Here is a 13,504-nt window from a genome sequence, read left to right as displayed (position 1 = left end):
TAAAGAAACCAGCAAGTGGTTGCTGGTTTCTTTTAATTGGAACGCGAGACCTATGGCAACATTGCATCTAAGCGGTACACAACTTGAAGCACAAACACCCGCCATCCCCTTAAACAAACCCTTTTTGCTTTCGATTGGCATTCTCTATTTACTGGCAATGCATTTTTTTATGCCCAACCCTGGTGGCTCAGGTCTAGCTTTATCTTTTAATCCAACCACTTGGCTTGCCCTTAGTTTTACGCTCTCATTAGGTCTGTATCAACTCGCATCTAACCGTAGGTTACGCTATTCCAAACTGACCATCGGTCTTTTCATCAGTTGTACCATCATGACGATTCCGCTGCTTTATACGAATGCTCAAATTGAGTCGTCGTTGAGTCGAATGTTAGGACTATGGACTGGGCTGCTTTTTTTTGTATTGCTGCAACAATTTCGTTTTAGTAACAAACATAAGCAGCGATTACTCTGGTTTATCGTACTCGCGGTATTGATTGAAACTCTATTTGGTCTGTACCAATACTTTTTGCTTTCACCCGATAATATTTTTGGCTACAACACCCTCATCAACCGCCCTTACGGCATTTTTCAGCAACCGAATGTGATGGCAAGCTTTCTCGCGACAGGGCTGGTTATGTCCGGCTATTTACTGGCTCGTCAACCGAAAAAGTACAATCAGCATGTTAGCGAAGTGAGCCTACTTTATGTCACTCCACTGCTCACTGCACCGTTGCTGGTGATATTAGCCTCGCGCACTGGCTGGATTGGCGCGGTACTCGGCACGCTTTTTGTTCTGCCTTACCTATTTAAATTTTCGACGCCTAAACGGTTTTGGGGATGGAGCGCTGCAACGCTATTGGGTATTGCTTTAGGGTTTGTCGCTGTCTATTCCCAAGGCTCGGGCGATTTTCTAGAGAATAAGGCTGATTTAGAGAGCCCTCGTCGTTATACCTTTCCTCAAACCATCGATATGGTCATAGAAAAACCCTTCACGGGTTATGGCTATGGCAAGTTTGAATCTGAATATTTGCTTTATACCGCAAGGCAACACCAATTAAACCCTAGCTACCAACCGGGGTTGGCGTCGATGGATCATCCTCATAATGAATTACTATTCTGGGCGGTGGAAGGCGGTTTGTTACCTGTGCTAGGGATCACACTGGCCATGCTTTTCGTGCTCATGCGGATGTATTCGGCAAAGAAAGGGACTAGGCTTGCGATGTTCGCCCTTTTCATTCCTATCGTGTTGCACAGCCAACTCGAATACCCATTTTACCATTCTGCCATTCATTGGATAACCTTCATTATTCTGCTTTTTTGGGTTGATCAACGCGTGGCTAAATACCGTTCGGCCCCTTTTGGCCTTATCAGTAAATCCCTGTTTCGAGTATTGAGTTTAGTAGTGCCGATTTTGACTGGCTTTTATATGCTCAGCGCACTGCACAGTAATTACGTGCTTACCCAATTTGAGAAATCTCAACCCAAGAACCCGGATATCCTACAAAAGGTGACGAACCCTGTGGTTTGGAAAGACCGTTTTGATTGGGATGTCTACAGCACTTACCTCAACATTGGCCTGTATAATCAAGATCCTAAATTGATTACGCCATACATCGACTGGTCATTGGCCATCATAAAACATAAACCGCGTCCTGCTTTTTACAATAATCTGATCTTGGCTTACCAAGGCATTGGTGACGAAAGCCGCGCCGAGCAAATTCGCTCCGAAGCCGCATTTTTGTTCCCCAATATGGATTTCAGTGAGGTGCAATATAGCCCGCCAACCAGTTCGGCTGATCGTTCGTCTGCCAATTAAATCGAGCATATGAGCCTTATTCATAAAAAAAGCTTTCCCAAAAATAGAGAAAGCTTCTGACCGTTGGGCTTATTTCACACTCCAACCCGTAGATCTCACTACCGGATGAGTGGCTTACGTCACTGGTGGAAAATCCAACACCATGGTAGCAACGCTGAAATAGATGATCACCCCGATAGAATCCGCAATGGTCGTGATCAACGGAGCACTGGCTGACGCAGGATCGAGCTTAAACTTATTCAGAATGAACGGAAGGAGCATTCCAACAATACAGCCAATAATCACCACAATTTGCATCGTTACCGCAACGACAAAAGCGATATCACTGCCGCCTCGCCAAAAACCCAATAAAGAGACAGCAATGGCCATTGTTGCCCCTAATAACGCCGCAATCCCTAACTCTCGCACCAACATGGATAGCCAATCTTTCATCACCACTTCACCAGTGGCTAAGGCTCGAACCATCAACGTTGCTGACTGGGATCCTGCATTACCGCCGCTATCAATCAACAGTGGTAAGAAGAAGACCAAGGCGACATAGGTTTGAATCGTCTCCTCAAAGTACGCAATTCCGGCACCAGAAAAAAGATTACCAAAGACTAACAACACCAGCCAAAACACACGTTTCTTGTACATTAGCCATACGCTGGCTTCTTTAAGGTTACCGGTAAAACCAACCGCAGCGACTTTATGAAAATCCATATCCGCTTGCTGCTCGGCCACGTCCATCGCATCGTCATAAGTCACTATACCGACCAAACGAAATTGCTCATCAAAAACAGGTACCGCAAGTAAATCGTATTTACTGATGGCTTGCGCTGCACACTCTTGATCTTCATCGGCTCGAACAAACACTGTCTCTTTGGTCATGATATCAGAGACAAGCGAGGTCGGTTGCGCCAGCACTAAATCCTTAAGCGAAAGTGTACCAAGTAAGCGATTCTGTTTATCAATCACATACGCTTGATAGATGGTTTCCCTCTCGTTGGCCATTTCACGTAAACGCGCAATCGCCTGCTGCACATCATCATCGGCGTTTAACGTCGCATAATCTGTCGTCATGATAGAGCCGACCGAGCCTTGAGGGTAGGCTGCAAGTTGTTGTACATCTTGCCGCTCTTGTTGATCCAGTAGAGCAAGTAGCGGCGGTTGGCGCGTCTCATCCAAGTGAGCATATAAGTCAGCCCTTTCATCATGGGGCATAACTTGAAGCACTTTCGCAAGCGCTTCGAGCGGCATTCTCTCCACCACTTTTTCTCTGATAGGCTCAGAAAAATACCCCAATAGCGCCGCTTGACGAGCGATTGGCATCAATTGCACCAGCTCAAAGACATCCTCTTCGCTCAAGGTCTGATTAGCCAACTGCTCAGCGAAGACTTGAGCAATATCAGCGATGGGATACTGTTCCATTAATTGATTTAAGTTTAATGGGTCACGATTAAAATTAATCGCAGCGAGTTCTAACGCTATTTTTTGTAATTTCATTATCATATCTCAGCCGATATTTAACTTTAAAAATAAACATAATAATTTTAAAGCTTATTTCTATAATCAATGTATTCAATGAATGACTTAAATTTTAAGCACACTGTTCCAATCTCACTAAAATTTCATTTAGTGAAGTTGAGCGACTTATTTTAAAGTTTGTTAATATTTATTATATAGAATAGGCGCCAATCACTCGATTCCGAGTATCTATGATAGGAATCATAGGCAAATGACTGTCTAATAATAACTTTCTAGCTTGAACCTTATCCATTAAGGCCGATATGGCAATATCGCTTTTGTGCATAATATCTTTCATGATGATATTCATCTGTGATACCACCACCTTGCTTAAATAAACAAATCCTAAGTATTCACCTGCATCACCAGAGATAAAGATAAGGTTTAAGCGCTTATCGGTTAAGGACGATGAGCGTAGAATCGCAATCACTGCTTCTACAGATAGCGATGCGCCTACACAAATAAAGTTGTTATCCATTTCGGTTTGAATAGAGTGAGCAGCAGGTAGCCGGTTGCCCATAGCTAATGATGTATTGTACATAACCATCTTTGTATCTCCTTGAAACTATCAAGGCAAAGAAACCAAATTATGCAGAAAATCCACGAAACTGAACTGCAATAAGCTTATACCATCAAGCTCAAGCATTCCCCGCCTTGAACAAGCAAGTTAGGAGAAGATAAAGTCAGTCAAATAGAGAAGCCGTGTACTTGCGAAAGTTCTAGCGGTGTACAAATGACACGCAAGAAATTCAAAAGCATTCACGCTCTAGCCAGTAGAAACGCTGTATTGAATAAATCATATGATCGACTTAAACAAACACGATACTCTATAAAAAGAGTGTGATATTGACAGGAGAGAACAAGAAAAGGAGCTTCGTTAGTATGAATACCAACTTAGCAAAAGCGAGGCTTTAAATGAAAAGTTGGCAACAAAACGTAGGCTTTTCTACTAACCAGAAAATACCACACTTGGATAATCGACTACTCGACGAGTCCATAGATTTCTATTGCACCTCTAAAAAGTTAATAATAAGTATGCTTTCTCAGCGCGGTTATCCTAACGCAGATAAAATAATGGTCAACAAAAACAATCGAACAATGTTCATTTTTTACAATACCATGACAATAAAAAGTAGCATCCAAACCGGTTCTAATATTTAGGCCACAAACTTTTTCATCGTATATTTATTATAAATACACAAAATGCCACTTATTATTCATACGAGTAATTAAACCATTAACGACAAAATTTATCTTAAGATATCAATCACGAGTATTCCACTCACGCTAGGGAAGAGCTAACAATAAAAATGAATTTTATGATTGATGCTGAGACGAACAACGTTCGGCATCAGCACCACAAAAAAAGGAGCAAATGCTCCCTTATGTGTTTTTTTTGCTAATTTGTTAATGACTCTTCTAACGCCCGCAAACATAAGGCCACGTTTTCACTGCGCGCCCCATACCCCATTAAACCAATACGCCACGCTTTACCCGCTAAAGTGCCAAGACCTGCGCCGATCTCCAAGTTGTATTGATTGAGCAAATGCGCTCGCACTTTAGCCTCATCAACCCCCTCTGGAATATAGATCGCATTCAATTGCGGTAAACGACAATCTTCAGCAACGACAAATTCAAATCCTAATTTTTCTAGGCCCTGCTTTAATTTGTCATGCATCACACGATGACGTGCCCACGCCTGCTCTAGACCTTCGTTTTTCAACACCAGCAAGGCTTCATGCAATGCGTACAAACTGTTAACTGGCGCAGTGTGGTGATAACTGCGCTTGCCTGCGCCGCTCCAATAACCAAGCACTAAGCTTTGATCTAAAAACCAGCTTTGAACGGGGGTTGTGCGAGATTGAATTTTTTCAATCGCTTGCGCTGAAAAAGTCAGTGGCGATAAACCCGGAGGGCACGATAAGCACTTTTGGCTCCCAGAATAGACGGCATCGAGCTGCCATTGATCCACATAAAGTGGCACGCCGCCTAAGGATGTCACCGCATCTACAATACTCAGCATGTTGTTTTGCTTAGCCAGCAAACCTAATGCTTGCGCATCACTCAATGCACCAGTTGACGTTTCTGCATGGACAAATGCGAGAATTTTAGCATCAGGGTTAGCCTGTATGGCTTGCTCGACTTTATCGAGCGAAACGGGGGCTCCCCACTCATCATCCACCAGCACCACTTCTCCGCCACAGCGCACTACATTCTCGCGCATACGCTCGCCAAAAACGCCATTGCGACACACGATGACCTTATCTCCTGGCTCAATCAGGTTGACAAAGCACGCCTCCATACCAGCGCTGCCCGGCGCCGAAACCGCGATGGTAAACTCATTTTCCGTTTGAAAAGCGTATTTAAGCAGCTGCTTTAGCTCATCCATCATCTGGATAAAAAGCGGATCTAAGTGGCCAACGGTCGGCCTGCTCAGCGCTTGTAATACTTGGGGGTAAATATCTGACGGGCCTGGCCCCATCAAAATTCGCTGAGGTGGGTTAAAACTGGTAATGGACATAGTTGCTCCTTGCTTGTGGCCAAATGCGAATAGAATACCCAGAGTAAAACAAATCCGCTGAAGCAACAATTCGACCGAAGTCTAGAGGTCAAACCAGTGTCACACTCTGGTTAATTTTATTTTACATTTGGACTTAATTAGCGATTGACATTAACAGTTCAAAAACGTTCAATGAATGAGCTATCTAGCAGAAGAGGAGCACTGCCCAGGCAGATGTTTTGTGGAGCCTCAACTCCAATACAAAACATTAATGGGGAGCAGTGCCGAGATAAACCAAGGTTGTGGATTTGGTTTATCGGTTGAATGGGCTGAATCCCTTCAACTGTCATCAGCAACCCTGATGAAGAGCTTCTGAGGTAAACCAATCATAAAAACACCTCTTTATTTGCTCTAGAAAAACTCTCTTCAAACATTGGACGTTGGTACACCAACACTATTTTTATTTCAGGAAGTCGTGGGAGAAATGCCGTGAGCGCATTCAATGTCGCCAAATTTGGCGGAACAAGCGTTGCTAACTTTGAAGCAATGAGCCTTTGTGCCGCTGTGATCGAAAATAATCCAGAGACCAAATTAGTCGTGAGCAGTGCCTGCTCTGGCGTGACGAATTTATTGGTTGAATTAGCCAATGGCGTACAAGATGCCAATCAACGCTTAAGTATTATCAAACAGTTAGCTGATATTCATCATGCGATTATTGATAAACTTGCCGACCCGCTACAAGTTGAAAAAGAGGTACACTCAATTTTAGATATGGTGGCCAGTGTCGCAGAAGCGGCCTCTTTTCAAGCGAGTAAAAAGCTGACCGATCACTTAGTTGCTTGTGGCGAGTTAATGTCGACCTTCATTCTGACGCAATTACTGCGTGAACGTGGCATGGATGCGATCCGTTTTGATATTCGAGAAGTGCTGCGTACTGATGACCACTACGGTCGGGCGGAACCGCAATTAGAGCAGATCCAGCAATTAGCCCAAGAGAAGTTAACACCACTTTGCCTGCAACACGTAGTGGTAACTCAAGGTTTCATCGGCGCTGATGAACAAGGGAATACAACCACATTGGGCCGAGGCGGCAGTGATTATTCTGCGGCCTTGATCGCCGAAGCAGTACAAGCTTCTGGCTTAGAAATTTGGACTGATGTACCGGGGATTTATACGACCGACCCACGCATTGCGCCTAAAGCCGCTCCGATTGCGGAAATAAGCTTTAGCGAAGCATCGGAGATGGCAAACTTTGGCGCTAAGATTTTGCATCCATCGACGTTGCTGCCCGCGCTTCGCCACGATATCCCTGTGTTTGTCGGCTCCTCAAAAGAGCCTGAAAAAGGCGGCACTTGGATCCGTAAACGTGTGGAAAGCTCACCTCTATTTAGAGCCTTGACCCTACGCTGCAATCAAACCATGGTTACGCTACGCAGCGCTAGCATGTTTCACGCATACGGCTTTCTTTCGAAGGTGTTTGAAATTTTAGCCAAACACAAAATTTCGGTGGATCTGATCACCACCTCTGAAATCAGCGTCTCATTAACATTAGATAAAACCGATACCTCAGGTGGAGCGCCTGAACTGCCTCAAGCGGTGCGCTTAGAATTAGAAGAGCTGTGTAAAGTTGAAGTCGAACATAATCTGTGTTTAGTTGCGCTGATCGGCAATAACATGAGTGAAAGCAAAGGCTATGCAAAACAAGTTTTTAGCACCTTAGAAGATTTCAATTTGCGTATGATTTGCTATGGTGCCAGCCCGCACAACCTCTGCTTTTTATTACACGAGTCGGTTTCTAAAGCGGCAATTCAGAAACTTCATCAAGACTTGTTTGAACGATAAAACCACATTGAGTAGTAACACGCTGAATAAAAAACAGGTTGGCTTAGCCAACCTGTTTTTTATTACTTAATCTAAATTCGGCCCAAGCCATTTTTCCGCTTCTTGCGCATTCCAGCCTTTACGTTGTGCGTAATCTTGCATCTGATCTTGTTGAATTTGTGCAATGGCAAAATAACGAGAGTCAGGATGCGAGAAGTACCAACCCGACACCGAAGCACCCGGCCACATAGCGTAACTGGTGGTTAAAGACATATCGATGGTTTGCTCAACTTGTAACATCTCCCACAAGGTGCCTTTTTCCGTATGCTCAGGACACGCTGGATAGCCCGGCGCTGGGCGTATACCTTGGTATTTCTCACGGATCAAATCATCGTTCGACAACTCTTCGTCAGCAGCATAGCCCCAAATTTCTTTACGAACTTGCTGATGCAAATATTCCGCAAAAGCCTCAGCAAGACGATCAGCTACCGCTTGGATCATGATGGCGTTGTAGTCATCGCCTTGCGCTTTATATTGGTCTGCTAATTCTCGCTCACCAATTCCGCCTGTCACGGCAAATGCGCCGATCCAATCTCGTTTACCACTCTCCTTTGGTGCAATGTAATCGGACAAGCAGTAGTTATAACCTTTGGGCTTTTCGGTTTGTTGGCGTAAGTGATGCAGAACATGAGCAACCTCGGTGCGCGATTCATCGCGATACACTTCGATATCATCCCCCACACTCGCGGCTGGGAATAAAGCGCAAATACCGCGAGCCTTGAGTAGCCCTTCTCGCTCAACTCTATCAAGCAATGCATTAGCATCATGGAATAAACTTTGTGCTTCCTCTCCCACCTCTTCGTGTTCAAAAATCGTCGGATATTTACCCATCAATGACCATGTCATGAAAAATGGTGTCCAGTCGATGTAACGACGAAGGGTAGCCACATCAAAATCATCAAACACATGTACGCCCAATTTAGCCGGAACTGGCGGCGTATAGTTATCCCAATCGATAACCGCTTTATTTGCCCTTGCCACTTCTAATGAGACGGGTTTAGTACGGGGGGTTTTACGGTGATGTTGATCACGCGTGCGTTCATAATCGAGGTTTAATTTTTCAACAAAAGCAGGACGTAACTCATCAGAAAGAAGCGAAGAACAAACGCCTACTGCGCGCGAAGCATTGTTCACATACACAACAGGCTGGTGATAATTTTGCTCAATTTTAACTGCGGTATGTGCTTTAGAGGTGGTTGCTCCGCCAATCAAAAGCGGTAATTTAAACCCTTGTCGCTCCATTTCTTTGGCGACGTGCACCATTTCATCTAAAGAGGGAGTGATGAGGCCGGATAACCCAATGATGTCGACATTCTGTTCTTTCGCGACTTTGAGGATCTGCTCGCATGGCACCATAACGCCGAGGTCAATGATTTCGTAGTTATTACACTGCAAAACGACGCCAACGATATTTTTGCCGATGTCGTGTACATCCCCTTTAACTGTGGCAAGAAGGATTTTGCCATTATTGGAACCCGCTTGCTTAAGCGCGTTGATGTAGGGCTCTAAATGCGCAACGGCTTGCTTCATAACGCGCGCCGATTTCACTACTTGCGGCAGGAACATTTTCCCTTCGCCAAAGAGGTCGCCGACCACGTTCATTCCATCCATTAGAGGCCCTTCGATCACATCCAATGGGCGAGTGGCATTTTGACGAGCTTCTTCCGTATCTTCAACAATATACTCGGTGATACCTTTGACCAACGCATGCTCTAAACGTTTTGCGACTGGCCATGAACGCCATTCAAGCGCACTGGCATCCTCTTCCTTACCGACACCTTTGTTCGCATATTCAGCCGCAATATCCAGTAAGCGTTCAGTGCCATCGCTGCGGCGATTGAGAATGATATCTTCGACTGCTTCACGCAGTTTCTCTGGCACGTTATCGTAAATCTCAAGCTGACCGGCATTGACGATACCCATGTCCATGCCGTTTTTAAAACAGTGATAAAGGAATACAGCATGGATCGCTTCACGCACATAGTTGTTACCGCGAAAAGAGAAAGAGACGTTGGAAACCCCGCCGGAAATCATCGCATGGGGTAAATTACGTTTGATATCAGCCACGGCTTCGATAAAGTCCACAGCATAATTATTATGCTCATCAATACCAGTCGCAACCGCGAAAATATTCGGATCAAAAATGATATCTTCAGCAGGGAAACCAACCTCATCAACCAAAATTCGATAAGCTTTGGTACAAATTTCAAGTTTTCGCTCACGGGTATCCGCTTGGCCTACTTCATCAAACGCCATCACGATCACAGCAGCACCATAGCGGCGAATGAGTTTAGCTTGTTCAACAAACTTCTCTTTTCCCTCCTTGAGGGAAATCGAGTTCACAATCCCTTTGCCTTGAATGCATTTGAGACCTGCTTCAATTACCTCCCACTTAGAAGAATCAACCATGATTGGTACTTTGGAAATATCCGGCTCAGAAGCGCATAAATTGAGAAAGCGGACCATGCAAGCTTGCGCATCCAACATCCCTTCATCCATATTGATATCGATGATTTGTGCACCGTTTTCGACCTGCTCTCGAGCAACATGCAGCGCCTCATCATACTGCTCATCTTTGATTAAACGCTTAAAACGCGCAGAACCAGTGACGTTAGTTCGCTCACCTACGTTGATGAATAAGCTCTCTTTGGTAATCGTCAGCGGCTCTAGACCGGATAGACGACAAGCCACTGGAATATCGGGTAACGCTCTTGGTTTCACACCTTCGACCACTTTTGCCATTTGTCTAATGTGCTCAGGAGTGGTTCCACAACAACCACCAACAAGGTTCAAGAATCCTGCTCGCGCCCATTCCCCGATGTGCTGCGCCATCTCATCGGCTTCAAGATCATACTCACCGAATGCGTTAGGCAACCCCGCATTGGGATGAGCCGAGACATAACATTCGGAAATACGTGATAGCTCTTCAACGTATTGGCGCAATTCATCCGGACCGAGTGCACAGTTCAAACCAAATGAGATAGGCTCAACGTGTCGCAGTGCATTATAAAAGGCTTCGGTTGTTTGCCCAGAAAGCGTTCGACCAGAGGCATCGGTGATTGTCCCCGAGATCATCACGGGCAGTTTGTAACCCAACTCTTCAAACACACAATCTACCGCAAAGGCACAGGCTTTAGCATTTAAAGTATCGAAAATGGTTTCAATCAAAATTAAGTCGCTGCCACCACGAATTAAAGCACGTGTTGATTCTGAGTAAGCTTCAACTAATTGCTCAAAGCTGATATTTCGAAAACCAGGGTCATTCACGTCAGGGGAGAGCGAGCAAGTGCGGTTTGTTGGCCCTAGCACTCCCGCCACGTAACGAGGTTTATCAGGCGTTTTCGCCGTCCATTCGTCAGCAGCTTGGCGTGCAAGTTTTGCAGCAGCGAAATTGATCTCATCGCTAATGGCTTGCATATCGTAGTCGGCCATTGCGATGCTCGTCGCGTTGAAGGTATTCGTCTCGAGAATATCAGCACCGGCCTCCAAGTAAGCACTATGAATTTCTTTGATTAACTGAGGCTGCGTCAAGACGAGAAGGTCATTATTTCCTTTCAGATCGCTTGGCCAATGGGCAAAGCGATCTCCGCGATAATCTTGCTCTTCCAATTTATAGCTCTGAATCATGGTGCCCATGCCACCATCAATCAATAATATTCTCTGTTGCAATTGAGCTTCAATTTGACTTTTAACTTCTCTTCCCACAGTACAGCCTCATTCCTTTTGGTTATTCGCTCATCCTATCATATAACCATTAGAAATCTAGACGTCTAAACTTCACTTTAATTATCGTTTGATACATCTACAATCATGGCCAAAAAGTGTTTGCTATTTGTACATCATCCAAGGAGAATTTCATTCATATTTTGTTACACGACGAGAAAACAATGTCTGTCTATTACACTTTATGCTTCCTATCAGGAGCAGCAATGTTGATTGCCTTTCTAAACAGTAAGATAGGCAATATGCAAACCACTATCGCCATTACAGCAGGATCGATGATGTTGTCATTATTGATCTTAGTTGCAGGTCAAAATGATTGGTTTCATCTAACTCAAATAGCGACAGAAACCGTCAACAGTATTAACTTTGAAAATTTTCTGCTCAAAGGAATACTCGGTTTTCTACTTTTCGCTGGCGGCCTAGGCATCAAATTACCCAACCTAAAAGATCAGAAATGGGAAATCGCGGTTCTTGCGCTAGGCGCAACGCTATTTTCAACCTTCTTCATCGGTTTTGGGCTATACGCCTTCTGTCAATTTATCGGTATTCACTTCGATCTCGTTTACTGTCTACTATTTGGTGCACTCATATCACCAACAGACCCAATAGCCGTATTAGCTATTGTTAAAAAGTTAAATGCACCAAAACGTATTTCAACCCAAATCGAGGGAGAATCGCTCTTTAATGATGGTTTTGGTTTGGTTATCTTTGTCACTATTTTCACTATTGCATTTGGTACAGAAGCACCAACCATAGGTAGTGTAACTATGTTGTTTATTCAAGAGGCAATGGGGGGCATCCTGTATGGCCTAGCTCTTGGGCTATTATTCCACTACCTCATCAGCGCCACCGATGATCACTCAATGGAACTGCTTTTAACCATTGGTATACCGACTGCTGGCTATGTTTTTGCAGATGTTATTCATGTTTCCGGGCCTTTAGCTATGGTTGTATCAGGGATAATGATCGGCAACTGGACACGCTTCATTGGCTTTTCAAAAGAAAGTGAAGAACACCTTGACCACTTTTGGGAATTGGTTGACGAATTTTTGAATGGTGTGCTCTTTCTACTTATCGGTATGTCGATGCTACTCTTCAAATTCCATGAAGAGGACTGGATATTGATGGCTTTCGCCATTCCTCTTGTCTTATCTGCTCGCTATCTAAGCGTTTTTTTCTCTTACATCGGCTTCAAGCGTTACCGCTCCTACAACCCATGGTCAATAAAGATACTAACTTGGGGAGGGCTACGAGGTGGGCTAGCACTAGCAATGGCACTTTCTATCCCATCTGGCATATTAGTTATCCCAGACAAGCTTATTGATGTAAAAGAGATAATCCTTGTTATGACATACGCTGTCGTGGTGTTCTCAATACTTATTCAAGGTTCAACAATTACCCCATTGATAGACAAAGCAAAACAAGCTGAAAAGTCGTCAGTGTAGAAAGAAAACTGTCAGTAATAACTGATCAAATCAATTTTATCCCTAGCCGATGTTCTAGAACATCGGCTTTTGCTATCTTTACTTTGTTGCTCCTCTCTATATCTACTGTAATACCAATTCAAAAAATATGATCTAATTAAGGCTGTTGAACTATGGTGAAATATCACTATGAATAGCTTTAGTAACACCTATTTAAAAAGCTGGCGAACCCTATTCAAATGAAGGTGTGATGATGGCTCTCGCACACCCCAAAGAAAGTCATTCACATACACAAATAATCACACAATAGCTTAAAGTCAACCGAACAAGTTTGAACAAACAGGTTCAATGATTATTGAAGAAGGGCGCCAAGTAAAATTACGGACCGGTAAGCGAGCCCTAGCTAATCAGAGTGTTACGGATTACAAGGAGTGAATATGTAAGTATGTGTGGAATTGATTTTTAGAAGACGGCAGTGAGAGTGATAAAAAATAAAATGCTCTTTTGCTCAAACGAAAAAAGCCCTGCTATTACTAGCAGGGCTTCTTAATAAGTGGCGGAGCGGACGGGACTCGAACCCGCGACCCCCGGCGTGACAGGCCGGTATTCTAACCAACTGAACTACCGCTCCGCAGCGTGTCTGGTTAGACAATATTC

General features: G+C 44.2%; 7 protein-coding genes, 1 tRNA gene and 1 riboswitch. Of the genes, 3 read left to right on the top strand and 5 right to left on the bottom strand.

Annotation, left to right across the window (positions count from 1 at the left end):
• Positions 1 to 52: 52 nt before the first annotated feature.
• Positions 53 to 1,813, top strand: coding sequence for a PglL family O-oligosaccharyltransferase (locus NB504_RS07825; RefSeq protein ID WP_199871756.1), 1,761 nt, complete (start codon positions 53 to 55; stop codon positions 1,811 to 1,813).
• Positions 1,814 to 1,927: 114 nt separating this feature from the next.
• Here the strand turns inward: NB504_RS07825 and mgtE are convergent, their stop codons facing one another.
• The 3 genes from mgtE to NB504_RS07810 all read right to left on the bottom strand — a co-directional run bounded on the left by mgtE (position 1,928) and on the right by NB504_RS07810 (position 5,840).
• Entirely contained in the window at positions 1,928 to 3,304 is a 1,377-nt protein-coding gene (gene mgtE, locus NB504_RS07820; RefSeq protein WP_088731551.1) for a magnesium transporter, read from the bottom strand.
• Between the two features lie 166 nt (positions 3,305 to 3,470).
• Positions 3,471 to 3,866 (bottom strand): hypothetical protein, encoded by a 396-nt coding sequence (locus NB504_RS07815; protein WP_017046639.1) that lies wholly within the window; start codon positions 3,864 to 3,866, stop codon positions 3,471 to 3,473.
• A gap of 852 nt (positions 3,867 to 4,718) precedes the next feature.
• A complete protein-coding gene (locus NB504_RS07810) occupies positions 4,719 to 5,840 on the bottom strand; it encodes an alanine--glyoxylate aminotransferase family protein (RefSeq protein ID WP_258428596.1) in 1,122 nt (373 codons plus the stop codon).
• A 183-nt stretch (positions 5,841 to 6,023) separates the two neighbouring features.
• Positions 6,024 to 6,199, top strand: a riboswitch (Lysine riboswitch).
• 109 nt (positions 6,200 to 6,308) lie between these two features.
• Here NB504_RS07810 and lysC point away from each other — a divergent pair.
• Entirely contained in the window at positions 6,309 to 7,661 is a 1,353-nt protein-coding gene (gene lysC / locus NB504_RS07805) for a lysine-sensitive aspartokinase 3 (protein WP_017043419.1), read from the top strand.
• A 66-nt stretch (positions 7,662 to 7,727) separates the two neighbouring features.
• Here the strand turns inward: lysC and metH are convergent, their stop codons facing one another.
• Positions 7,728 to 11,405 (bottom strand): methionine synthase, encoded by a 3,678-nt coding sequence (gene metH / locus NB504_RS07800; protein WP_258428595.1) that lies wholly within the window; start codon positions 11,403 to 11,405, stop codon positions 7,728 to 7,730.
• Between the two features lie 182 nt (positions 11,406 to 11,587).
• Here metH and NB504_RS07795 point away from each other — a divergent pair, with 182 nt between their 5' ends.
• Entirely contained in the window at positions 11,588 to 12,868 is a 1,281-nt protein-coding gene (locus NB504_RS07795) for a sodium:proton antiporter (protein ID WP_081265549.1), read from the top strand.
• A gap of 533 nt (positions 12,869 to 13,401) precedes the next feature.
• Here NB504_RS07795 and NB504_RS07790 read toward each other — a convergent pair.
• Positions 13,402 to 13,478: transfer RNA gene (locus NB504_RS07790), tRNA-Asp, on the bottom strand.
• Positions 13,479 to 13,504 lie beyond the last annotated feature (26 nt).

The organism is Vibrio sp. RM-69-4, assembly GCF_024743775.1.
Classification (GTDB): domain Bacteria; phylum Pseudomonadota; class Gammaproteobacteria; order Enterobacterales; family Vibrionaceae; genus Vibrio; species Vibrio anguillarum.
Note: the sequence above shows the minus strand (reverse complement) of the source record. Positions and strands in the feature narration are given on the sequence as shown.